This is a genomic window from Marinomonas sp. HM11-D (genome assembly GCF_057626615.1).
Genome location: NZ_JBMMKT010000012.1, coordinates 90667 through 115259, shown reverse-complemented (window position 1 = coordinate 115259; position 24593 = coordinate 90667). Strand labels below are relative to the sequence as shown.

23 protein-coding genes are annotated in these 24593 nt (G+C 48.2%); 6 read left to right on the top strand and 17 right to left on the bottom strand.

From position 1 onward, the window contains the following. Positions 1 to 51: 51 nt before the first annotated feature. The 13 genes from ACOSVP_RS14930 to mnmG form a co-directional block, all read right to left on the bottom strand. Complete coding sequence (locus tag ACOSVP_RS14930; protein WP_487348288.1) at positions 52 to 471, bottom strand: F0F1 ATP synthase subunit epsilon; 420 nt, start codon at positions 469 to 471, stop codon at positions 52 to 54. 63 nt (positions 472 to 534) lie between these two features. Continuing rightward, complete coding sequence (atpD, locus tag ACOSVP_RS14925) at positions 535 to 1911, bottom strand: F0F1 ATP synthase subunit beta (protein ID WP_487348287.1); 1377 nt, start codon at positions 1909 to 1911, stop codon at positions 535 to 537. A gap of 28 nt (positions 1912 to 1939) precedes the next feature. Next, positions 1940 to 2800 (bottom strand): F0F1 ATP synthase subunit gamma, encoded by an 861-nt coding sequence (gene atpG, locus ACOSVP_RS14920; protein WP_487348286.1) that lies wholly within the window; start codon positions 2798 to 2800, stop codon positions 1940 to 1942. A 78-nt stretch (positions 2801 to 2878) separates the two neighbouring features. After that, complete coding sequence (gene atpA / locus ACOSVP_RS14915; protein WP_487348285.1) at positions 2879 to 4423, bottom strand: F0F1 ATP synthase subunit alpha; 1545 nt, start codon at positions 4421 to 4423, stop codon at positions 2879 to 2881. Positions 4424 to 4459: 36 nt separating this feature from the next. Then, a complete protein-coding gene (locus ACOSVP_RS14910; RefSeq protein WP_487348284.1) occupies positions 4460 to 4996 on the bottom strand; it encodes a F0F1 ATP synthase subunit delta in 537 nt (178 codons plus the stop codon). A gap of 11 nt (positions 4997 to 5007) precedes the next feature. Then, positions 5008 to 5478 carry a F0F1 ATP synthase subunit B gene (locus ACOSVP_RS14905; RefSeq protein ID WP_487348283.1) on the bottom strand — a complete coding sequence of 157 codons (471 nt, stop codon included), beginning with the start codon at positions 5476 to 5478 and terminating at the stop codon, positions 5008 to 5010. 60 nt (positions 5479 to 5538) lie between these two features. Continuing rightward, the gene (gene atpE / locus ACOSVP_RS14900) at positions 5539 to 5796 is read right to left on the bottom strand and encodes a F0F1 ATP synthase subunit C (protein WP_067035513.1); all 258 of its coding nucleotides are present in this window, start codon (positions 5794 to 5796) and stop codon (positions 5539 to 5541) included. 66 nt (positions 5797 to 5862) lie between these two features. Next, positions 5863 to 6684, bottom strand: a complete 822-nt coding sequence (gene atpB / locus ACOSVP_RS14895) for a F0F1 ATP synthase subunit A (RefSeq protein ID WP_487348282.1) — start codon at positions 6682 to 6684, stop codon at positions 5863 to 5865. Between the two features lie 54 nt (positions 6685 to 6738). Continuing rightward, entirely contained in the window at positions 6739 to 7143 is a 405-nt protein-coding gene (locus tag ACOSVP_RS14890) for an ATP synthase subunit I (RefSeq protein ID WP_487348281.1), read from the bottom strand. A 181-nt stretch (positions 7144 to 7324) separates the two neighbouring features. Then, complete coding sequence (locus ACOSVP_RS14885) at positions 7325 to 8221, bottom strand: ParB/RepB/Spo0J family partition protein (RefSeq protein ID WP_487348280.1); 897 nt, start codon at positions 8219 to 8221, stop codon at positions 7325 to 7327. 29 nt (positions 8222 to 8250) lie between these two features. After that, positions 8251 to 9024 carry a ParA family protein gene (locus ACOSVP_RS14880; RefSeq protein WP_487348279.1) on the bottom strand — a complete coding sequence of 258 codons (774 nt, stop codon included), beginning with the start codon at positions 9022 to 9024 and terminating at the stop codon, positions 8251 to 8253. Between the two features lie 7 nt (positions 9025 to 9031). Continuing rightward, positions 9032 to 9658, bottom strand: a complete 627-nt coding sequence (gene rsmG, locus ACOSVP_RS14875) for a 16S rRNA (guanine(527)-N(7))-methyltransferase RsmG (protein WP_487348278.1) — start codon at positions 9656 to 9658, stop codon at positions 9032 to 9034. 37 nt (positions 9659 to 9695) lie between these two features. After that, on the bottom strand, positions 9696 to 11585 hold the full coding sequence (mnmG, locus tag ACOSVP_RS14870) for a tRNA uridine-5-carboxymethylaminomethyl(34) synthesis enzyme MnmG (protein WP_487348277.1): 1890 nt from the start codon (positions 11583 to 11585) through the stop codon (positions 9696 to 9698). 695 nt (positions 11586 to 12280) lie between these two features. On the opposite strand from mnmG, the gene acuR reads away from it, so the two are divergent. Together acuR and acuI are read left to right on the top strand one after the other, a co-directional pair. Next, on the top strand, positions 12281 to 12907 hold the full coding sequence (gene acuR, locus ACOSVP_RS14865) for an acrylate utilization transcriptional regulator AcuR (protein ID WP_487348276.1): 627 nt from the start codon (positions 12281 to 12283) through the stop codon (positions 12905 to 12907). A gap of 44 nt (positions 12908 to 12951) precedes the next feature. Further along, a complete protein-coding gene (gene acuI, locus ACOSVP_RS14860; protein WP_487348275.1) occupies positions 12952 to 13929 on the top strand; it encodes an acrylyl-CoA reductase (NADPH) in 978 nt (325 codons plus the stop codon). A gap of 48 nt (positions 13930 to 13977) precedes the next feature. Here acuI and mnmE read toward each other — a convergent pair whose 3' ends face one another. The 4 genes from mnmE to rpmH all read right to left on the bottom strand — a co-directional run bounded on the left by mnmE (position 13978) and on the right by rpmH (position 17750). Then, positions 13978 to 15357, bottom strand: coding sequence for a tRNA uridine-5-carboxymethylaminomethyl(34) synthesis GTPase MnmE (mnmE, locus tag ACOSVP_RS14855; protein WP_487348274.1), 1380 nt, complete (start codon positions 15355 to 15357; stop codon positions 13978 to 13980). Between the two features lie 105 nt (positions 15358 to 15462). Next, entirely contained in the window at positions 15463 to 17118 is a 1656-nt protein-coding gene (gene yidC / locus ACOSVP_RS14850; protein WP_487348273.1) for a membrane protein insertase YidC, read from the bottom strand. Between the two features lie 95 nt (positions 17119 to 17213). Then, complete coding sequence (rnpA, locus tag ACOSVP_RS14845; protein ID WP_487348272.1) at positions 17214 to 17609, bottom strand: ribonuclease P protein component; 396 nt, start codon at positions 17607 to 17609, stop codon at positions 17214 to 17216. Positions 17610 to 17615: 6 nt separating this feature from the next. Next, on the bottom strand, positions 17616 to 17750 hold the full coding sequence (rpmH, locus tag ACOSVP_RS14840) for a 50S ribosomal protein L34 (protein ID WP_072242069.1): 135 nt from the start codon (positions 17748 to 17750) through the stop codon (positions 17616 to 17618). A gap of 528 nt (positions 17751 to 18278) precedes the next feature. Here rpmH and dnaA point away from each other — a divergent pair. From dnaA to gyrB, 4 genes are read left to right on the top strand one after another with little or no spacing between them, the layout of a single operon-like run. After that, entirely contained in the window at positions 18279 to 19829 is a 1551-nt protein-coding gene (gene dnaA, locus ACOSVP_RS14835; protein WP_487348271.1) for a chromosomal replication initiator protein DnaA, read from the top strand. Between the two features lie 33 nt (positions 19830 to 19862). Continuing rightward, positions 19863 to 20960, top strand: a complete 1098-nt coding sequence (gene dnaN, locus ACOSVP_RS14830) for a DNA polymerase III subunit beta (RefSeq protein WP_487348270.1) — start codon at positions 19863 to 19865, stop codon at positions 20958 to 20960. Between the two features lie 54 nt (positions 20961 to 21014). After that, positions 21015 to 22109, top strand: a complete 1095-nt coding sequence (gene recF, locus ACOSVP_RS14825) for a DNA replication/repair protein RecF (RefSeq protein WP_487348269.1) — start codon at positions 21015 to 21017, stop codon at positions 22107 to 22109. Continuing rightward, positions 22110 to 24533 carry a DNA topoisomerase (ATP-hydrolyzing) subunit B gene (gene gyrB, locus ACOSVP_RS14820; RefSeq protein ID WP_487348268.1) on the top strand — a complete coding sequence of 808 codons (2424 nt, stop codon included), beginning with the start codon at positions 22110 to 22112 and terminating at the stop codon, positions 24531 to 24533. It begins immediately after the preceding gene. Positions 24534 to 24593: the final 60 nt, after the last annotated feature.

The following is a 24593-nucleotide window of genomic DNA, read 5'->3' as shown; positions in this document are numbered from 1 at the left end:
TAGGCATAAAAAAAGCAGCCATAAGGCTGCTTTTTAGGGACTATAACGTCATTACTTAGTATGACGGTATTGTTGGATAGTACGTAGACGAGCTACCGCTTCCGCCAATTCAGCCGTTGCACGGCTGTAGTCCAAATCAGATTGTTGCTGATTCAACAGATCTTGAGCATGTTTCTGTGCTTCAAGTGCTGCTGCCTCATCAAGATCGTCCGCGCGTACAGCGGTATCTGCTAAGACAGTTACACGGTGTGGCTGCACTTCTAGGAAGCCGCCAGATACGAAGATAACTTCTTGCTCACCGTTTTGCTTAATCACACGAACAGGGCCTGGTTGCAACGTAGTCAACAAAGGCGCGTGACCAGGGTAAATACCTAGGTCGCCATAACTACCTGCAGCCACAAGAGTCTCAACTAAACCTGAGAAGATCTCTTGTTCAGCGCTTACGATATCGCATTGTACCGTGATAGCCATAAGTTGCCTCTTTCAAGTCAGGCGTTGTCAGCGAGCCAAGGCTCGCCGACACTGCGTGGATTATTAAAGTTTCTTAGCTTTCTCAACAGCTTCTTCGATGCTACCGATCATGTAGAACGCTTGCTCTGGAAGGTCGTCGAATTCGCCGTTTAGGATGCCTTGGAAGCCACGGATAGTGTCTTTCAAAGAAACGTATTTACCTGGAGAACCAGTGAATACTTCCGCTACGAAGAAAGGCTGAGACAAGAAACGCTGGATCTTACGAGCGCGGTTTACTGTCTGCTTATCTTCTTCAGATAGCTCGTCCATACCTAGGATCGCGATGATGTCTTTCAGCTCTTTGTAACGCTGAAGAACCATCTGAACGCCACGCGCTACGTCGTAGTGTTCTTGACCGATTACTAGTGGGTCAAGCTGACGAGAAGTAGAGTCTAGTGGGTCGATCGCTGGGTAGATACCCAAAGACGCGATGTCACGAGACAATACAACTGTTGCATCCAAGTGCGAGAACGTTGTCGCTGGAGATGGGTCAGTCAAGTCATCGGCAGGTACGTATACCGCTTGTACAGACGTGATAGAACCAGTCTTAGTAGACGTGATACGTTCTTGAAGTACACCCATCTCTTCTGCAAGAGTTGGCTGGTAACCTACTGCAGAAGGCATACGGCCTAGTAGGGCTGATACTTCAGTACCCGCTAGTGTGTAACGGTAGATGTTGTCGACGAAGAATAGTACGTCACGGCCTTCATCACGGAATTTTTCCGCCATAGTAAGACCTGTTAGTGCTACACGTAGACGGTTGCCTGGTGGCTCGTTCATCTGACCGTATACTAGAGATACTTTGTCGATTACGTTCGACTCAGTCATCTCGTGGTAGAAGTCGTTACCCTCACGAGTACGCTCACCTACACCTGCGAATACAGAGTAACCGCTGTGCTCGATCGCGATGTTACGGATAAGCTCCATCATGTTTACGGTTTTACCTACACCGGCACCACCAAACAGACCAACTTTACCACCTTTCGCGAACGGACATACAAGGTCGATTACCTTGATACCTGTTTCTAGCAATTCACTGCTGTTCGACTGATCAGCGTAAGATGGAGCTGAACGGTGGATAGACCAACGCTCTTCTTCACCGATTGCGCCTTTCTCGTCAATTGGGTTACCTAGAACGTCCATGATACGACCTAGAGTCTTAGTACCAACTGGTACAGACACTGGCTTACCAGTGTTTTGAACTTCTAGGTGACGCTTTAGACCTTCAGTAGAACCCATGGCGATAGTACGTACGATACCGTCGCCTAGCTGTTGTTGAACTTCCAACACTAGCTCTTTACCCTCGATAGTGAGGGCGTCGTATACTTTTGGCACGTTATCACGTGGGAATTCCACGTCGATAACCGCACCGATAATCTGTACGATTTGTCCGCTACTCATGTTCGGATCCTCTTAATACCTAAATACCTTAAACCGCTGCCGCGCCGCCAACAATCTCAGAAATTTCCTGAGTAATGGCTGCCTGACGTGCCTTGTTGTACACCAACTGCAATTCATTAATGATTTCGCCCGCGTTGTCCGTTGCGTTCTTCATAGCCAGCATTCGAGCGGCTTGTTCACACGCAATGTTTTCAACAACGGCTTGGTATACCTGAGACTCAATGTAACGAACCAAAAGATCGTTTAAGATCTCGACTGCGTCTGGCTCGTAGATGTAGTCCCAGTGGTGCTTCAGTTCTGCATTTTCTTCTGCTTGTAGCGGCAAAAGTTGCTCGACACCTGGTTTCTGAGTCATGGTGTTAACAAATTCGTTAGACACCAAAACTAGACGGTCGATGCGACCTTCATCAAACGCATCCAACATAACTTTTACGCTACCTACCAAACGCGATGCTTCTGGAGCATCACCTAGGCCAGTAACGGCTGCAGCTACTTTACCACCGTAGTTTTTGAAGAAAGACACAGCTTTTGAGCCGACTGCACAGATCTCAACTTCGACCCCTGCTTCAACGTATTGCTTCATGTCTTTAATCGCAGCTTTGAACACGTTTACGTTCAAGCCACCACACAAACCACGGTCACTGGATACGATGACGTAACCAACTCGCTTGATTTCACGCTCGGTTAGGTAACGGTGCTTATACTCAGGATTCGCGTTAGCCAAGTGACCAATCACTTGACGAATGCGATCTGCATACGGACGAGAAGAGGCCATACGATCCTGAGCTTTACGCGTCTTACTCGCTGCTACTTTTTCCATAGCACGGGTAATTTTTCGCGTATTGTTAATGCTCCCAATCTGAGCGCGTATCTCTTTTCCGACTGCCATATTAGACCTGCCCTTGTGAGAATGTTAATTCACAAACTGCAGAGATGATTGGTGGCTGGCGAGCCAGCCACCAAGTCATTACCAAGTTTGTGTCGCTTTAAACTTCTCAATCGCTGACTTAAATGTACCAGCGATTTCGTCGTTGTAGTTACCAGTCTTGTTGATGTCTTGCATCATGGCAGCGTGTTCGCTGTTCATGTAGCTCAACAATGCACTTTCAAAACTTGCAACTTTGCTTGTTTCAACATCCGCAAGGTAGCCTTCGTTGGCAGCGTAAAGGATTACGCCCATGTCACCTACTGACATTGGACTGAACTGACCTTGTTTCATCAATTCAGTTACTTGCTTACCGTGCTCAAGTTGCTTACGAGTCGCATCATCAAGGTCAGAAGCGAACTGAGCAAATGCTGCCAATTCACGGTACTGAGCAAGAGCAAGACGGATACCGCCACCTAGCTTCTTGATGATTTTCGTCTGCGCTGCACCACCTACACGAGATACCGATACACCAGCGTTCATTGCAGGACGGATACCCGCGTTGAAAGCACTAGTTTCAAGGAAGATCTGACCGTCGGTGATAGAGATTACGTTCGTTGGTACGAACGCAGATACGTCACCACCTTGGGTTTCGATGATAGGTAGAGCAGTCAAAGAACCTGTTTGACCTTTAACGGCACCGTTAGTGAACTTTTCTACGTAGTCAGCGCTTACGCGAGACGCACGCTCTAGAAGACGAGAGTGCAAGTAGAAAACGTCACCTGGGTATGCTTCACGACCTGGTGGACGACGTAGTAGCAATGAGATTTGACGGTAAGCCCAAGCTTGTTTCGTCAAGTCATCGAATACGATCAATGCGTCTTCACCGCGGTCACGGAAGTATTCGCCCATAGTACAGCCAGAGTAAGGAGCCAAGAACTGCATTGCTGCAGGATCAGCGGCACCCGCTACGACAACAGTGGTGTATGCCATTGCGCCGTTTTCTTCAAGCTTACGTACTACGTTCGCGATAGTAGATTGTTTCTGACCGATCGCAACGTACACACACTTAATGCCAGAGCTTTTCTGAGCGATGATAGTGTCGATTGCTAGAGCGGTTTTACCGATCTGACGGTCACCGATGATCAACTCACGCTGACCACGGCCGATTGGCACCATTGAGTCAATCGCTTTGTAACCAGTTTGTACTGGCTGATCAACGCCTTGACGAGCGATTACGCCTGGTGCAACTTTTTCAACTGCATCAGTAATTTTCGCGTTAACAGGACCTTTACCGTCTACTGGGTTACCAAGCGCGTCAACAACGCGGCCTAGTAGCTCAGGACCTACTGGTACTTCAAGGATACGACCAGTACATTTTGCTTTTTGACCTTCTACAAGGTCTTGGTAGTTACCTAGTACTACGGCACCTACAGAGTCACGCTCTAGGTTCAATGCCATACCAAAGACACCACCAGGGAACTCAATCATTTCCCCGTACATTACGTCAGCTAGACCGTGGATCAATACGATACCGTCTGCAACGCTGACAATTGTGCCCTCATTTTGGGCATCTGAAGACACATCAAGTGACTCGATGCGCTTCTTAATGATCTCGCTGATCTCAGATGGATTCAGTTGCTGCATGCTAAATTCCTCAACCCTGGTTTCACAGATGAAACCTTAGGAGTTTATCGCTTCGGCCAGTTTCGCCAGTTTTCCGCGTACTGAACCGTCGATGATTAAATCACCGGTACGGATTACCACGCCACCAATAAGGCTTGCGTCTGTTTCACTGGTTAAATTGACTTTACGGTCCAATTTTTTACCAAGTGAAGCGGCCAGTGTTTGCTCTTGTTCTGCTGATAGCGCAAAAGCAGAGGTAACTACTACATCTACTGCTTTTTCGTAATTCAGTTTGAACTGCTCAAATAACTCAGAAATCGCTGGAAGAAGCGTAAGTCGCTTATTCTCTGCAAGGCTTAGCAAGTAAGCTTTGCCCGCATCAGTGACCACTTCGTTACACACTTCCGCTAGAGCCGTTGCCTTCTCTTGCGCACTAAAAGCTGGGTTCTGAAGCGCTACGCTTAGCTTTGGCTCTTTTGTAGCAGTAGCCAATATGCTTAGCATATTGGCCCACTCAGCTACTTGGCCTTGCTCACGAGCGACTTCAAAAGCTGCTTTGGCGTATGGTCGCGCGACTGTTTTTAATTCAGCCATAGGACCCTCGCTTATAGCTCTTTGGCGAGTTGTTCAACGATCTCGCTATGTGCTTTTTCGTCAACGCTGGCGCCCAAAATCTTCTCAGCACCGGCAAGAGCTAGAGCTGAAACTTGAGTGCGTAGTGCTTCTTTAGCACGTACAACATCTTGTTCAATCTCTGATTGAGCTGCTTCACGTAGGCGTTTGCCGTCCGCTAGCGCTTGCTCTTTCGCTTCATCAATGATTTGGTTAGCACGTTTGTTGGCTTGTTCAATAATCTCGGCCGCTTGTTCCTTGCTTTCACGTAGTGTCTTAGTCGCTTGCTCTTGAGCTAGCTCTAGATCACGTGAAGCACGGTTAGCTGCTTCCAAACCGTCTGCAATTTTCTTGCTACGCTCTTCGAGCGCAGCAATCACTGGTGGCCACACGAACTTCATGCAGAACCACACAAAAATAGCAAACGAGATAGCTTGGCCTATTAGTGTGAGATTAATATTCACGCAAATATCCTCGCTCTAGTCGTTCAAAATTAATAAATCACTTTTCGTCAAAGCGAAATATTAGCCAGCAACCTGAGCAACGAATGGGTTTGCGAAAGTGAAGAACAATGCAATACCAACACCGATCATTGTTACAGCGTCAAGAAGACCTGCTACGATGAACATTTTAACTTGCAGCATTGGAACCATTTCTGGTTGACGCGCAGCGCCTTCCAAGAATTTACCACCAAGTAGACCGAAACCAATCGCAGTACCTAGGGCACCTAGACCGATAAGAAGGGCTACAGCAACAGCGGTTAGACCAACTACAGTTTCCATTTTAACTCCTAATTTTCACAGTTTTTAAGATTTCAAGGTTTAAAAAAATCGTTTTACAACGCGATCTTAGTGATCTTCGTGCGCCATACTCAGGTAAACGATTGTCAGCATCATGAAGATGAATGCTTGCAGTACGATTACTAGAATGTGGAAGATCGCCCAAGGCACAGACAACGCCCATTGAATGCCCCAAGGCAAGATCGCGATCAAGATGAAGATCAATTCACCAGCGTACAAGTTACCGAAAAGTCGTAGCGCTAGAGAAACAGGTTTAGCAAGCAGGCCTACACCTTCCAACAATAGGTTGAAAGGAATCATCCACTTACCGAAAGGTTGTAGCGTCAACTCACCAACGAAGCCGCTCACGCCTTTCACTTTGATGCTGTAGTAAATGATCAAAATGAAGACAGAAATCGACATGCCTAGAGTTGCGTTCAAATCAGTAGTCGGAACCACACGGAAGTATGGTACGCCTAGCAACGATGCTAGATGCGGTAGGAAGTCTACCGGTACCAAGTCCATTGTGTTCATCAAGAACACCCAAACAAAGATGGTCAACGCCAACGGCGCGATTACTTTGTTACGACCGTGGAATGTCTCTTTGACACTCTTGTCAACGAATTCCACCATTAGCTCAACGAAGTTCTGTAGACCAGAAGGCGTGTCAACCGACACTTTCTTCGCCGCTTTACGGAATAACCAAAGGAACAGGATACCCAGGCCGATCGAGAACAACATCGTGTCCAGGTGAATCGCCCAGAACCCCATTGCCGCAGCTTCTTCAGCACCGTGAGCAATACCCCACGTACCATCAGGATGTTGACCGTAGGTCAAATTCTGAAGGTGGTGCTGTATGTAGCTTGACGCTGTGAGATTTTCACTTGCCATATTTACATCCACACTCTTTCAATGATTAAAACCGTCCCCATCTACTACTTAGTATCAGTATTTAAGCAGTAGCGGGCTGAGCCAATGGCTCAAAATCGCAATTCCGAAGCCAGCGAACAATGCGCCAGCAGCAATAGGCTTGATCAAAATAAACACGGCCGCTAATAAAATCGCCGTGAGCACAAGCTTGCCTGCTTCACCTCGGTAGAAGGACCGAACTACGTCTTTCGCAGCGCGTGTCCCAGCATGTCCGAATACTCGCCATGCCATGTAAAAACTTGGAAGTACGCTGGCCAAAGCACCTGCTAAAAATGAGTAGGCGTGTAGACCATCGTAAATCACATAAATTCCAGCACTAAGGCAAAAAACTAGCACGAGTTGTATTGCAATAAAGCGAAACACGGCACGTTTTTTCGCGGCTAATAAAGCACTCGCCTTCAGCGGTTTGCTATGAGCCATCAATTTCCCCTAGCTTGATGCACCATTTCAATGCGTAAAAATACGCACACAATGTGATCAAATTTAAAATCCGACGCATTATATGGGTTATGCCAAAAGGGTTCAATACAAACACGGCATAGAAAGTGCACTATTAGCCTAATGTCTACCATATTCCGGTGCTATCGCACCAAATTGGCAATTAAACGCCAAAAAGCTCACTCATCATGGCCTCTAAATGGGCCTGATCACGGTACTCAATGACGAGTTTACCCTTGCCTTTCGCGCTTGGCTGAATATTGACTTTAGATTGAATCTTGTCCGAGATTCTCGATGCATGAGCAGAAAAATCAGGCAACGCTGGCGGTTCTGGTTTCGCCTCAGGATTTTGATAGGTTTTCACCAGTTTTTCCGTTTCTCGAACCGATAACGATTTGGTGATGACCTGCGATGCCGCCTGCGCCTGATGCTCAGCGTCAAGAGCCAACAAAGCACGTGCATGGCCCATTTCAATGTCGCCATGCTCTAACAAACGACGGACATCAGGGGTTAAGTTGAGAAGACGCAAAATATTGGCGACTGCGGAACGAGATTTACCGACGGTGTCAGCCACTTGCTGTTGCGTCAGACTGAATTCTTCCACCAAGCGTTGCAGCGCCATGGCTTCTTCCACTGGGTTAAGATCTTCTCGTTGAATGTTTTCGATCAGCGCCAACACCACAGCGTCGGAATCTTCCACATGGCGAATGATCACCGGCACCTTGTCTAGGCCGGCAATTTTCGCCGCGCGCCAACGGCGCTCACCAGCGATGATTTCGTAACGTTGCTCGCCTAATGGACGCACCACGATCGGTTGCATGATGCCTTGATTACGGATCGAATTGGCCAGATCGTCCAGATGACTCGGGTTCATATCACGACGAGGCTGGAATTTGCCTTTACTTAACCAGTCAACAGGCAAATATGTCAGTCCTTGAATCGTATTCTCAGGCTTAGCATTACTGCCTTCACCGGCGTCTGTCATATCCTGAGCTGGTGCCGCTTTAGGCGCCAATAAAGCATCTAAACCGCGACCTAATCCGCGCTTTTTCATCGTCATTCCAATCAACCTTTATTTTGCATCGGGCGTTACGCAGCCACGGCGCGTTTACGAATAAATTCTCCGGCGAGGGCAAGATACGCCACTGCACCACGGGACTGCTTTTCGTAATGCAGCACCGGCAAACCGTAACTTGGGGCTTCCGCTAAGCGAATGTTACGCGGAATCACCGTATCAAAGACTTTATCGCCAAAATACTCGACCAGCTGAGTCGACACATCATGGGTCAAACTCGGACGAGGATCGTACATGGTACGCAGAATCCCTTCGATGGCGAGGGCTGGATTCAAAGCCGTCGAGATGGTCTCAATGGTCTGCAGCAAGGCGGTTAAACCTTCTAGGGCGTAGTATTCGCACTGTACTGGAATCAACACCCCTTGTGCTGCGGCTAACGCATTAACGGTTAGCATATTTAGCGATGGCGGACAGTCGAGCAGGATGTAGTCAAAATCGTTTTCGACTTCATACAGGCCTGCACGCAAACGGGTTTCTTTGCTCGGCAAATCCAGCAGTACCACTTCGGCCCCCGTCAGATCACCGTTGGCCGGCAGTACTGTGTAGCCCGCCGTTTCACTGTAGGTCATGGCCTCTTTCACACCATGGGTACCGACTAGCACATCAAACACAGATTTATCGAGTTCTTCTTTGTGCAAACCACTGCCAGTGGTCGCATTTCCCTGAGGATCGAGGTCAATCAAAAGTACGCGGCGCTTCATAGCGCCTAATGAAGCAGCCAAGTTGACACAGGTTGTCGTCTTGCCAACACCACCTTTTTGATTGGTCACTGCGATGATTCGCGCCATAGTTTTACTATCCTTTGCGGGTCATGATCACCATATGACGTTCAGCATCAATGGTGGGAACACTCAATGGTTGGATCTCTTGTACCGTTACCGTGTCCGGAAGTTGCTCCAGTTCATCGTGCGGATACACGCCTTTCATGGCTAGGAAATTACCACTTGCCGACGGTAATGGTAAGCACCAATTAATCATGTCTTCCAAGGAAGCAAACGCACGTGAGGTCACATGATCGTAGACCCCTTGATGGGCGTGGTTTTCCACTCGTTCATTGGCAACGGTGACGTTTTTTAGACCCATTTCCATTTTCACTTGGGTCAGAAAACGTGTCTTTTTGCCATTACTGTCGAGTAAGGTAAAGTCATGGTCCGGTAAACAGATTGCTAAGACCATGCCAGGTAAACCTGGACCTGTGCCCACATCAATGATTTTTTTACCGGTAATGAAAGGAAGTGTCGCTAAGCTGTCCAATAGGTGCAAAGACACCATCTTGTCAGCGTCGCGAATGGCGGTCAGGTTGTAGGCCTTGTTCCATTTTTCCAGTAGACCTAGATATTGAACAAGACGCTCAACCGTCTCATCAGAAAGCGCGATGCCCATGTCACCGGCACCACGCTTGAGGGTATCAAAATAACTCACAATGATTCCTAGAAATGCATACTATTGGATGCTGATTCTAGGCACTTTTGCTGCTTATGGCACGTTTTTTCAAGTGAACCAACAGTAAAGATACCGCCGCAGGCGTCACACCTTGGATACGCGAAGCCGCCGCCAAAGTTGCAGGACGTGCCTCGCTTAACTTCTGTTTCACTTCGTTCGACAAGCCATCAATCACAGAGTAATCAATGTTCGCTGGTAACGGCGTATTTTCTTGACGACGTAGACGCTCAATGTCTTCCGCCTGACGTGAAATGTAACCCGCATATTTCACCGAAATTTGTACCTGTTCCGCCACTTGCTCAGGCACTGGCTGTTCTGGTGCATTTTTCAAGTTCGCCACATCAGCGTATTCCACATTTGGACGTTTCAACAGATCTAACAGACTGTATTCATGGCTAATCGGCGTTTCAAGCTTCGGATTGATCGCCTCCGCTTCTGGCGTGTTCGGTACAATCCAAGACGACTTCATACGCTGAGTTTCTTGTTCGATTGCTTCGCGTTTTTCGCAAAAAGCGGCCCAACGCTGTTCCGATACCAAGCCCACTTCATGCGCTTTTTCAGTCAAACGCATATCCGCGTTGTCTTCACGTAAGATCAAACGGTACTCCGCACGGCTAGTAAACATGCGGTACGGTTCTTTGGTGCCCATGGTGATCAAATCATCGACCAATACGCCCAAGTAGGCTTCGTCACGGCGTGGCGTCCAAGCGTCTTTGCCTTGGGCTTGCAAAGCCGCGTTCATACCGGCCAACAAACCTTGTGCACCGGCTTCTTCATAGCCAGTAGTACCGTTAATTTGTCCAGCAAAGAACAGGCTTTCCATGTGTTTGGTTTCCAGCGAGTACTTCAGATCCTGTGGGTTGAAGTAATCGTATTCAATGGCGTAACCCGGGCGCGTAATGTGGGCATTCTCCAAACCTTTCATGGAGCGGATCAAATCCAACTGCACATCAAATGGCAACGACGTAGAGATACCATTTGGATACAGCTCATGGGTCGTTAGACCTTCTGGCTCGATAAACACCTGATGGGAATTCTTGTCGGCGAAACGCACAATCTTATCTTCAATCGATGGACAGTAACGTGGGCCAACCCCTTCAATCACACCGGCATACATGGGCGAACGATCCATACCCGAACGAATAATGTCGTGGGTTTGCTCGTTAGTATGGGTAATAAAACAGTTAATCTGCTGTGGGTGCAATGCACGACTGCCCATGTAGGACATCACAGGAGTAACATCATCGCCTGGCTGCGTTTGCATTACTGAAAAGTCTACCGTACGGGCATCGATACGCGGCGGTGTTCCGGTCTTCAAACGGTCAATACGGAATGGCAGCGCACGTAACTTCTGCGCTAAGCCAATTGACGCTGGGTCACCCGCACGACCGCCAGAATAATTCTGCATTCCTACGTGGATAATGCCACCAAGGAAGGTACCGGTCGTTAATACCACGGTTTTACCTAAAAAGCGGATACCACTTTGTGTCACCACACCACGCGCAGCGCCATCTTCGACAATCAGATCTTCACAAGATTGTTGGAACAACCATAGGTTCTCTTGGTTCTCCAACATATGACGAATCGCCGCTTTATATAAAATACGGTCGGCTTGGGCACGAGTGGCGCGCACCGCAGGTCCCTTGCGGCTGTTTAGTGTACGAAATTGAATCCCTGCCATATCGGTAGCCAAAGCCATGGCGCCATCTAAAGCATCAATTTCTTTGACTAGGTGGGACTTCCCAATGCCACCGATCGCAGGGTTACAAGACATTTGCCCCAGCGTTTCAATATTGTGAGTAAGAAGAAGGGTTTTGACACCCATACGTGCTGCAGCAAGAGCGGCTTCGGTACCAGCATGGCCACCGCCGACTACAATCACATCAAAGCGAGTTGGGAAATCCACACAAACCTCGGTAATGAATAAAAAACGAACAGTTGATTTAACAAGGGCGCTAAGTATATCGGGTAAATTCCAAATTGAAAGAGACGCTCCACCCCATTTTCCCGGTCATCAAAAATAAAATAAGAAGTATATATAGTGTTTATTTATGTTTGAGTTATTTATATACCAAGCCAAATTCTGTTATTAACTAAAAAAAACTTATATATTTCATTATCTTATGCGTATAAGAACTTGTTAAACAATAGCCTGTATTCCTGTAGTGTGGATAACCTAAGCTTGTGCATAAAGGTGTGAGTTATACAGGCTCGGTTTTTACGCATGAAATTGTCCCAACCTGTGCAAAACTTCTTATGCACTTATTACCGTCTTTGTCCACAAGCATAACCTAAAAAAAATAACTGTATAACCAATTGAAATTGTTAATAATTATGTCTTTTTTTGGTTATACATACAGGTAAAATCTAAAAAAATAATCCACAGACGGAAAGTTGGATTTTTTTTCATCTTCCGCCATTTATCTCAAAAAAATTGTGAATAAAATTTCTTGACAGATCGATTGCTAGTTAACCTACATTGTGAATAAAGCAAGAAAGCCACTTTTCTCGTCTTCTGTGGATAGCTTAAGCGCCTGATTACTTGTGCTTTTGTGCACAACTGCCTATTTTTAGACGAGTGGTCTAAAAGTGAGGTGATGAATGGACGCTGGACAACCCCGTCGCGGACGACCAAAACAAAACGATTTGAATTATTTCGATACACGTGAGGCGCTATTACAGGCTGGAGTGGTTTGGCTGACACAATCGGGCTTTCAAGGCACAGGGCTAGAGCCCATGTTACGTTCGGCGCAGGTACCCAAAGGCTCTTTTTACCACTACTTTGATAGTAAAGAAGCGTTTGCGTTAGCCGTGTTGCAGCGTTATCGCGATTACTTTGAGAACAAGCTGGATCGCCATCTATTAGATGAACAATTGCCGCCGTTGACACGCTTACGCAATTTTATCGAGTCGGCCAAAGCGGGTATGGAGAAATACGCGTTTAAGCGTGGTTGCTTAGTGGGCAATTTGGAACAGGAAGCGACCGCATTGCCTGAGGCCATGCGCCAAGCGGTGTTAGCCACCTATCAAAGTTGGCAAAACAAGGTGGCGCAATGTCTGACGCTCGCTCAACAACAAGGCCTGTTGAGTGCCGATGCCGATGTGGCCGCCCTAGCTCATGTATTTTGGGTTGGTTGGGAAGGTGCCGTGGCGCGTGCTCGTTTGATGCAATCGAGCAGTCCCTTGGTGCAGTTTGAGAAATTTTACTTAGCGGGTTTGCCGCGCTAAGCATCTGTCTAGTTTTAGACACTTGCCCTGATGAGGAGAACGTTATGTTTAACGCAGTGGTCATTAACAACGATGAACAAGGCTATCATGCCAATCTGAGCACCGTCTCAGAGCAGGATTTACCTGAAGGCGATGTACAAATCGCCGTCCAAGCCAGCACCCTAAATTACAAGGATGCGTTGGCCATTACTGGAAAATCGCCTGTAGTACGTCAATTTCCCATGGTGCCAGGTATCGATTTAGTCGGTGAAGTGATGTCATCGAGCAGCGATCGCTTTCAAGTGGGCGATCAAGTGTTATTAAACGGCTTTGGCGTGGGCGAAACCCATTGGGGCGGCTTAGCTGAGCGTGCCAATTTAAACAGCGATTGGCTGATTGCTTTGCCTAGTGCGTTTACGCCAGAGCAAGCCATGGCCATTGGTACCGCAGGTTACACCGCGATGTTGAGTGTGATGGCGCTTGAGAAGCATGGCCTGAGCCCTGCCCATGGGCCGATTTTAGTGACAGGCGCTAATGGTGGTGTGGGTAGCTATGCGGTGCGTTTACTGAGCAGGTTAGGTTTTGATGTGGTGGCCAGTACTGGACGTTTAGAAGAAACGGACTACCTAAAAAGCTTGGGCGCTAGCGAGGTGATTGATCGCGCTGAGCTCAGTGGTACAGGCCGCCCCCTTCAAAAAGAGCGTTGGGCCGGTGTGGTCGATTGCGTTGGTAGTCATACCTTGGTGAATGCCTGTGCCAGCACTCGTTATGGTGGCGCTGTAACGGCCTGTGGTCTAGCACAAGGAATGGATTTTCCCGCTACGGTAATGCCTTTTATCCTGCGTGGCGTGACTTTATATGGCATCGACAGTGTGATGCGCCCGCTGGTAGATCGTGAAATGGCTTGGCAGCGTTTGGCGGAGTTATTGACGGCGGCTGACTTGGATAAAATCAGCACGACGATCAGTTTAGCGGAGAGCTTGGATTACGCAGAACAGCTGATTTACGGCAGTATTCGCGGACGTGTCGTAGTGAAAATGTAAGATTCACAACATGATACGAAAATGCCCACATGTAGTGGGCATTTTGCGTTATTTACCGATACAGAAGGAGCCAAAGATGCGTCCAAGCAGATCATCACTGGTGAATGCCCCTGTGATCTCGCTTAACGCTTGTTGTGCTTCTTTTAAGTCTTCTGCCAATAACTCCCCAGCGCCATAGCCATGTAGCTGTTCAAAGCCAGCGTCTAGGTAACGATTGGCCTTTTGCAGTGCTTCAATATGGCGACGTCGGGCGATAAAGCCACCTTCGGTGGTGCTGTCAAAGCCCATGATGCTCTTCAAATGGCTCTTCAGCGCATCGACACCATCATTGGTTTTCGCGGATAAAGAAATCACCGGTAAGCCGTTTACGTCTTCGTAGCCCGTGCTTTCCTTAGTCAAATCCACCTTATTACGCACCAAGGTTAAGTGATCTTGGGCGGTTAGCTGGCTCATAAATTCTGGCCAGATCTCATTGGGATCATTGGAATGAACCGATTGGCTATCCACCATCAAGAGAATGCGATCGGCTTTGTGAATTTCTTCCCAGGCGCGCTGAATACCAATGCGCTCGACCTCGTCTGGGCTATCGCGCAAACCGGCGGTATCAATGATGTGTAGCGGCATACCGTCGATATGGATGTGTTCACGCAAGACATCGCGCGTAGTACCTTCGATCGAGGTGACAATCGCTGAGTCCTTACCGGATAACGCGTTCAAAAGGCTCGATTTGCCGGCGTTGGGACGCCCTGCAATCACCACGCTCATACCTTCACGTAGCAAGGCACCTTGGTTGGCTTCTTTCATCACACTGTGCAGTTTATTGCGGATCTCTTCTAACTCTGCTGCCACCTTGCCATCGCCGATAAAGTCGATTTCTTCTTCGGGAAAGTCGATCGCGGCTTCGACGTAAATTCGCAGGTGAATCAAAGACTCAACCAGCTCGTCGACGCGTTTTGAAAACGCTCCTTGTAGCGAGCGCAGCGCACATTTTGCCGCTTGCTCAGACGATGAGTCGATCAAATCGGCAATGGCTTCCGCTTGAGTCAGGTCCATCTTATCGTTTAAGAAAGCCCGCTCTGAGAACTCACCAGGACGCGCAAGACGTGCGCCAAGCGCCATACAACGGCTTAGCAGCATATCGATGATCACCGGACCACCGTGGCCTTGTAATTCGAATACGTCTTCACCGGTAAACGAGTTAGGGCCTGGGAAATACAACGCGATCCCCATATCTAGCTGCTCGCCTGCGGCGTCTTTAAAAGGAACGTAATGGGCGTAACGGGGTGTCGGCTCAAAACCTATGATGGCTTTGGCAATTTCGAGACTTTTGGCGCCCGAAAGGCGCACAATGCCAACCCCGCCGCGACCTGGTGCGGTTGCCTGAGCAACGATGGTATCTTGGTCAATGAGCTGTTGAAAATCTGACATAACGACCTGTGCAATCGAATAAAAATTAAAGCTTAGTGTAAGACGTTCATAGCAAAAAGGCCTCCCGAAGGAAGCCTTTTTCGAACATTTAGCCGGCTAGAATGCTTAGCCCTGGCCTTTTTCGATGTTCTTAGTAATCACGTACTGCTGGATGATAGACAGCGTGTTGTTGACTACCCAGTACAGTACTAGACCTGCAGGGAACCACAAGAAGAAGAAGGTAAATGCGATTGGCATAATCTTCATGATGCGGGCTTGCATTGGGTCTGGCGGAGTTGGGTTCAACGCTTGCTGACCTAGCATACTTAGACCCATTAGGATCGGCAGTACGAAGTATGGATCCATCGCTGAAAGGTCATTGATCCATAGCATAAATGGCGCATGACGCAGCTCAACCGATTCCATCAATACCCAGTACAGAGATAGGAATACTGGCATTTGTACTAAGATTGGAAGACAGCCACCTAGAGGGTTGATCTTCTCTTTCTTGTACAGTTCCATCATCTTCTGTGACATGGCTTGACGGTCATCGCCGTGTTGTTCACGTAGACGCGCTAGTTCTGGTGCGAACTTACGCATTTTCGCCATTGAACGGTAACTTGCGGCAGACAGTTTGAAGAACAATGCCTTCACACAGACTACGATTAGGATGATCGCTACACCCCAGTTCACAACAAACGATTGAATCGCTGTTAGTAACCAGAACAGTGGCTTCGCCAACCACCATAACCAACCGTAATCTACGGTTAGATCTAGGTTTTCTGCTGTTGCCGCTAGGTGATCTTGTAGTTTAGGACCGACGTAGAAAGTTGAGCTTAGTGTGCCTTGCTGACCTGCTGGGATTTCAACGGCTTGGCCAGTGAAGCCAATTAGGTTGAAGCCATTATTAGAACGCGCTTGCAGGGTTACTTTCTGACCTTGCTCAGGAATCCAAGCCGAGACGAAGTAGTGTTGTAGTAATGCTACCCAGCCTTTGCTAGTGATTTCTTTAACGGGTTCGTCTTCCATATCAGAGAACGATACCTTGCGGTATTTGTTGTTTTCATCTGACACGGCACCGCCTAGATAAGGCTGTAGGCCCATGTTAGTCGCGGTACTTGGGTCTTCTGAACCGTCACGTTTGATCTGTGCAAACAGGTTACCGCGCCAAGTGTCAGCGCTGCTGTTGTTTACCGTGATCAATTGACGAATGCTGTATTCGCCTTTGGTGAAGCGGAACGTTTTGGTGTAGCTCACGCCTTTAGCATCAGTGAAGTAAAGGTTCACATCAAGTGTGTCCTGACCTTCTGCTAGGGTGTAAGACGTCTGCTCTGTGCTGTAGGTTGGGCGCTGGCCACTGGCATCTGGGCCGTCACGACCGATCAGACCACTTTGCGTTACGTAAATGCGCTCATCGCCATTATCCAAAATCACGAATGGCTCTTTGCCTTCGAGGGTTTTGTAGTATTGCAATAGAGAAGCTTCTACCAAGTCACCACCCACTGGGTTGATGGCCACATCAAGCGTATCTGTCTTAACGTGAATCAACTGACCTTTGGCAACCGGTGTTGCTTGGTCCGGAATGTCGGCATTGCTTGCCGCCAGAGTGGTATTGCCAGTGCTTGGAAGATCGGAATCTGCATTAGCAGCGACAACTGTTTCGCTTGAAGTGCCTGCAGTTTGAGCCGTTGCAGCAGTGCCGTAGTCTTGGTTCCACTGCAGGAACAGCAGGTAGCCACTGACAAACAGCGCTCCCCATAAAAAGTAACGTCTGAAATCCATGGTATTCAACTAGTTTGTTTGGTTGGACAATGGAGGTGAAAACACCCTTTTAAAAATCACGCCGTATTAAACCAGTCTTTAGCTGAATTTTCAGCCTATTTCTGCTTTGAGTTGCGTTGTTTTTGCTCAGAATTTGGCTTTTGGGCTTTCTTCGCTAACTGCTTCCACGCTTTTTCTAAGCGTTTGTGCAGTTCAGGGTTGTCGACTTCACGAATTCCTTGGCGGGCAAGGAAAATGATATCAAGACCTACTAATAGCTCTTGATGATGGCGAAACGAATCGCGTACCACACGTTTAATGCGGTTACGTCCAACGGCTCTCTTGTCGGTTTTTTTCGACACTATTAAACCCAAACGGCCATCGTCGGCATGTTTGCGTGCTAATAGGAGGAATTCGCCTGCGAAGACTTTAGAGGAGGTGTCGTTAAAGACGGATTGGTAATCCCCGGCATTCAGGAGTCTGACCTGCCGGGGAAAATTAAAGCGTGACATCAAAGATTACGCGCTTAGAACCTTACGACCGCGAGCACGGCGAGCCGCCAATACTTTACGACCGTTTTTAGTTGCCATGCGTGCACGGAAACCGTGTGTACGCTTACGTTTTAGTACGCTAGGTTGGAAAGTTCTTTTCATTTCTATATCTCACTGAATCAGTGTCTAAGTGTGAGGGTTAGCGTCCGCCAAGCCTCTTGGTTTGATTACAAAATCAGGGCGCGGATTTTAGAGTGTTTGCCAGCACAATACAATCAGGTGGGGACGCTTTTCTGTGAAAAATTTAACCAGCAAATTCACTCATACTTTACTCACAACCTTATACCGCAACTGTGAGTAAAAAACTAAGTGCCCTCTTTAAATTATACACAGTCAAATGTGTAAAGTTAAAAATGTTATTTATTAACAATGCCTTACGAATATAAATATGTGTGAATAAAAATATTTCAAAGACGCTGTTAATATGTGTGTAACTAGGTGTTTTATGCACAAAATAAAATTTTCATTCACTGCTGTGGGTAACTTATTTTGTTATTAACATTTTTTGATCTCAATAAATTAGCGTGGATAACATATTTTTTTGTGGATAACTGCCCACCCTCACGCTAAAATCCCCCTCTTGCTTAAAATTTATCGAATTTAAAAACTCAATCAGGGAGAGCGTTTATCGTGTCTTTGCAGTATTGGGAGCGCTGTCTTGTTACTTTGCAGGAAGAGTTTTCCACATCGCAATTCAATACATGGATTCGTCCGCTGCAAGCGGAGGAGGAGTCCAATGGCGATCTGTGTCTGTATGCTCCAAATCGTTTTGTGCTCGATTGGGTCACTAATAAATACCAAGCGCGTATTAAAGAGCTGTTGTCAGAGTTTGCGGGTAACGAGCCAGCACCTAACTTAGTGCTGTCGGTACGTCAGGCGGGTTTTGTCAAACCCACCCCACCGCCACCACCTCCGGCCCCAGCTCCGAAAGCACCAGAACCGGCGCCACGTGTGATACCTGCTGAGCCAGTGTTTGAATCGGGTTACAGTCCTGGCTTTAGCTTAATGGACGACGATCATGATGGTCCGGAAATTGAGTTTGAAGCGCCATTAAGTTTGGCTGATCACTACGTGCGTCCTGAGCCGGAGCCTTACGAACAAGGTCAGTTACCACTTACTCCACCGAATCGTAAGGTGGAAGTTGAAGGGGGTATCAACCACGGCGCTAACTTGAATAATTCGTTTACTTTCGAAAACTTTGTCGAAGGTAAATCGAACCAACTTGCCCATGCCGCGGCGCAACAGGTGGCGGAAAACCCAGGTGGTGCCTACAACCCGCTGTTTATCTACGGCGGTGTTGGTCTAGGTAAGACCCACTTAATGCAAGCGGTTGGTACTGAGCTGATGCGTCACAATCCGAATGCCAAGGTGGTGTACTTGCATTCGGAGCGTTTTGTGGCGGATATGGTGAAGGCGTTGCAACTTAACGCGATCAACGATTTTAAACGTTACTACCGCTCGGTGGATGCGTTACTGATTGATGATATTCAGTTTTTTGCTGGTAAAGACCGTACTCAGGAAGAGTTTTTCCACACCTTTAACGCTCTGTTAGAAGGTGGTCAGCAGATGATTTTGACCTGTGATCGCTATCCAAAAGAGATCCAAGGTCTGGAAGATCGCTTGAAGTCCCGTTTTGGCTGGGGCTTAACGGTTGCGATCGAGCCGCCTGAACTGGAAACGCGCGTCGCAATTTTGATGCGTAAAGCAGAAGAAAGCGGTGTTAAATTATCTTATGATTCGGCATTCTTTATCGCACAGAAAATTCGCTCCAACGTCCGTGAGTTAGAAGGTGCATTAAAACGCGTGATAGCCAACTCGCACTTTACTGGCCGTTCGATTACGCCAGATTTCGTGCGCGAGTCGTTAAAAGATTTATTGGCCTTGCAGGACAAGTTGGTGAACATTGATAATATCCAGCGCATTGTCGCTGAGTATTACAAAATTAAAATCAGCGACCTGCTGTCGAAACGTCGTAGCCGCTCGGTGGCGCGCCCACGTCAAGTGGCTATGTCTCTAGCGAAAGAGCTGACCAACCATAGCTTGCCCGAGATCGGTGAAGCCTTTGGTGGTCGTGACCATACCACGGCGTTGCACGCGATTCGCAAGATTAAAGAATTGCAGGATACGGATTCGGATATCCGTGAAGATTACAAACAATTGATGCGCATACTGACCACCTAATTGGTCTAAAACATTGAATTAACGAGGAAAAGAATGAAATTTTCAGTCGTCCGCGAAACGCTACTAAAGCCACTACAATTGGTTGCCGGTGTCGTCGAGCGTAAACAAACGATGCCAGTGTTGGCCAATGTTTTGGTAGAAGTAAAAGATCAGACTCTCACTTTGACTGGTTCTGACCTAGAAGTGGAATTGGTCGGTCGTGCGCCACTAGATGAATGCCAAGAAGGCCGTGTTACCGTACCAGCACGTAAGCTGATGGACATCTGTAAGAGTTTGCCAGACAGCGCCGTGATCGAATTCTCGCTAGACGATCAAAAAGCCGTGATCCGCTCTGGTCGTTCACGTTTTACGCTCTCGACCTTGCCTGCAGAAGAGTTTCCGAACATTCAGGACATGCAAGGCGACTTGGTGGTTAATATTCCTCAAGGCAGTGTACGTAAGTTGATCGACCGTACCGGTTTTGCCATGGCCAACCAAGACGTACGTTACTACCTAAACGGTATGCTATTTGAAGTAGCCGATGGTCAATTGCGCGTGGTGGCAACTGACGGTCACCGTCTAGCGACGGCGATCGAAGATGCGCAAGTGAAAGGAGACTTAACGCAAGTGATCGTGCCGCGTAAAGGTGTACTGGAACTGAACCGTCTTTTGAACGATTCAGATGACGAAGTAGAGCTAACCATTGGCTCGAACCACATCCGTGCCAAAGTGGCTGACTATACCTTCACTTCTAAGCTAGTTGACGGCAAGTTCCCTGATTATCACCGCGTAATCCCGCGCAATAATGAGAAAGTAGTCGCAGCGGATCGTTTGGAACTGCGTCAAGTATTCCTACGCGCGTCGATCCTATCAAACGAAAAATACCGTGGTGTGCGCCTAATTTTGTCGAACGGCATGTTGCAAGTGTTTGCCAACAACCCAGAGCAAGAAGAAGCAGAAGAATCGGTATTGGTGCAGTACCAAGGTGACAACCTAGAAGTCGGCTTCAACGTGGGTTACCTACTTGACGTGCTAGGGGTGATCGATTCACAAGAAGTGCGTATTTCGTTGAACGATGCCAACAGCAGTGCCTTGATCGAAGAAGGCCAAGGTCACGCGTCTCAGTACGTTGTGATGCCAATGCGTCTGTAATCGAATCTAAGAGGGTGCATCAGCACCCTCTTGTTTTCCTAATAAGCCTCACTTATGCCACTGGCTCGCCTCGACATTTCCCGTCTGCGCAACCTCACCCATGTCCGTTTTGAACCCTCGCCTCAGGTCAACATCATTGTTGGTGAAAATGGCAGCGGCAAAACCTCGGTGTTGGAAGCCATCTATTTGCTGTCGTTTGGCCGCTCATTTCGCAGCCATAAGCACAAAACCTATATCCAGTATGAACAACCGGAATGCGTAGTGTTCGCTCAAGTTGAACAAGGTGCTCAGCACTTGCCGGTGGGTATTAAACGAACTCGTGAAGGTGCGGTAGAAGTCCGTATCCAAGGCCGTGCCGCTCAGTCAGCGGTAGAGCTGGCAGAATGCTTGCCGGTTCAGTTGATTAATCCCGATGCGTTTCGCTTATTGGAAGGTTCACCCAAGATTCGTCGCCAATTTGTCGATTGGGGGGTGTTCCATTTTGACGAGCAATTTATTAGTGCGTGGCGAGATTGGCAAAAAGCGTTAAAACAGCGGAATAGCTTGCTCAGACGTGGTAAAATATCGCCCAATTTACTGGCGGCGTTTGATCAAGAGTTGATCCGCTTAGGTGAGCAGGTGAATCGCGCTCGCAAAGCCTATGTGGCAGCGTTAACGCCCCATTTTGAAGCCGTGTTACAGCAGCTTGCGCCAGGCCTTAATGTACAACTTGGCTTCTTCCAAGGCTGGGATGCCCAGCGTATTTTGAGCGAGGCCATTGAGCACAGTTACCAGCGAGACATAGATGTTGGTTACACCAACACAGGCCCGCAGCGCGCTGATTTGCGCCTTAAAACGCCCACCGGCGATGCTTTGGATACCTTATCTCGTGGGCAACAGAAACTGGTGGTGTCGGCGCTGAAAATTGCCCAAGGGCAATTGCTGATCGAACGTGGTCGACAGTTGGTGTTTTTGGTGGATGACTTACCCGCCGAATTGGACGCTAACCACCGTCGTAAACTGTGTCAGCTGCTGGAATCACTGGATAGCCAAATTTTTATTACAAGCGTTGGGCCAGATAGTATGGACTTTACTTGGTCTGATCAGATAGATGTTCGTCACTTCTCCATGAGACAAGGCGAATTGTCCCGAAACGCACAGGAGAGTTAAATGAGTGAAAATAGTTACGATTCGTCCAGTATCAAGGTGCTTAAGGGGCTAGACGCTGTACGTAAGCGCCCAGGCATGTACATTGGTGATACGGATGATGGTACCGGCCTACACCACATGGTGTTCGAGGTGGTGGATAACTCCATCGACGAAGCGCTGGCTGGTTACTGTGACACCATCAAAGTCATCATTCACCCGGATGAATCGATTTCCGTGTCGGACAATGGCCGTGGTATTCCGGTTGAGATTCACCCTGAAGAAGGTGTCTCGGCAGCCGAAGTTATCATGACGGTACTGCACGCCGGTGGTAAGTTTGATGATAACTCTTACAAGGTTTCTGGTGGTCTGCACGGTGTAGGTGTGTCGGTCGTAAACGCCCTATCTGAAACCGTGACCCTAACAATCCGTAAAAACGGCAAGATCTACGAGCAAAACTACGCGCACGGTGTGCCACAAGCGCCTTTGGCGGTAGTGGGCGAATCCGATGGTAAGGGTACTACGGTACATTTTAAGCCTTCGGCAGCGACTTTCTCCAATATCCTATTTGTCTACGATATCCTAGCGAAACGTCTACGTGAGTTGTCCTTCCTAAACTCTGGCGTGGCGATTCACCTGAAAGACGAGCGTAGCGGCAAAGAAGAATTCTTTAACTACGAAGGTGGTTTGAAGTCTTTCGTTGAGCACTTGAACACCAACAAGCAGCCGATCAACGATATCTTCCATTTCATGTGCCAGCGTGATGACCTAGAAGACGGCATCGCCGTTGAAGTGGCGCTGCAGTGGAACGAAGGCTTCCAAGAAAACATCTACTGTTACACCAACAACATCCCACAGCGTGATGGCGGTACCCACTTAGCGGGCTTCCGTGGTGCGTTGACGCGTACGCTAAACAACTTCATCGAAGCCGAAGGCCTAGCGAAGAAGCAAAAAGTGGCGACTACGGGTGATGACTGCCGTGAAGGTCTAACTGCGATCGTATCGGTAAAAGTACCAGATCCAAAGTTCTCTTCGCAGACCAAAGATAAGTTGGTGTCTTCAGAAGTGAAAACCGCCGTTGAGCAAGAGATGAGTAAGCGTTTCGCGGAATTCCTACTGGAAAAACCAAACGAAGCGAAAACCATCGTTAACAAGATGCTGGATGCGGCTCGTGCTCGTGAAGCGGCTCGCCGAGCCCGTGATATGACGCGCCGTAAAGGCGCTCTAGACATCGCCGGTCTGCCAGGTAAATTGGCTGACTGTCAGGAGAAAGACCCAGCGCTTTCTGAAATCTACCTAGTGGAGGGTGACTCTGCGGGGGGGTCTGCGAAGCAAGGTCGTGACCGTCGCACGCAAGCGATCCTACCGTTGAAAGGTAAGATCCTAAACGTGGAAAAAGCTCGTTTCGACAAAATGCTAGCGTCTGCAGAAGTCGGCACCCTAATCACAGCACTTGGCTGTGGTATAGGTCGTGACGAATTCAACGCGGATAAACTGCGTTACCACAGCATCGTGATCATGACCGATGCCGACGTCGACGGTTCGCACATTCGTACCCTGTTGCTGACCTTCTTCTTCCGTCAAATGCCGGAAATCATCGAACGTGGTCATATCTTTATCGCTCAGCCACCGCTGTTTAAGATTAAACGTGGTAAGCAAGAGCAGTACATTAAAGACGAAGCGGCACTGGAGCAACATTTGATCGAAGTGGCGCTGGATGGCGCACAGTTCTTTGTCAATGCTGATGCACCAGGCATCCAAGGCGAAGGTCTGTCTAAGTTGGTACGTGATTACATCCGTATCGAAGAAGACATTGATCGTATGTCTCGTGTGTATCCAAAAGATGTGATGAACAAGCTTTTGTACTGCAAAGAGCTGACGGTTGAACAGCTTTCTGACGAAGCGACGGTAAAAACGTGGGTTGATGCACTGAGCGCACAAATGCCAGTGGACGTTCGTACCGGTTTCCGTTTTGACTTCGGCGTTGAGAAAGATTCTGAACGTAACCAGTACCTACCTGTGGTCGACATCATGTCCCACGGTGTGAGCACCCGTTACCGCTTTGAATCGGCATTCTTCACCTCGGCGGATTACAAACGCATCGTGGCGATGGCGCAAACTATCGACGAATTGTTTGAAGACGGTTCTTTCATCCAACGTGGTGAGCGTAGCGAACCTGTGACCACTATTGAAGGCATGAAAGCTTGGTTGATGAAGGAAGCGTCTCGCGGCCTAACCATTCAGCGCTACAAGGGTCTAGGTGAGATGAACCCAGAGCAACTTTGGGAAACGACCATGGACCCAGATGCCCGTCGTATGTTGCGCGTGACCATCGATGATGCCGTGGCAGCGGATCAGATGTTTACGACCTTGATGGGTGACGAAGTAGAGCCTCGTCGTAACTTTATCCAAGACAACGCTCTATCGGTAGCCAACTTGGACGTATAAGCCTCAAGCTTATCTAACGTCTCAAAGCTCTCTTAAAAAGCCAGTGTCGATGACACTGGC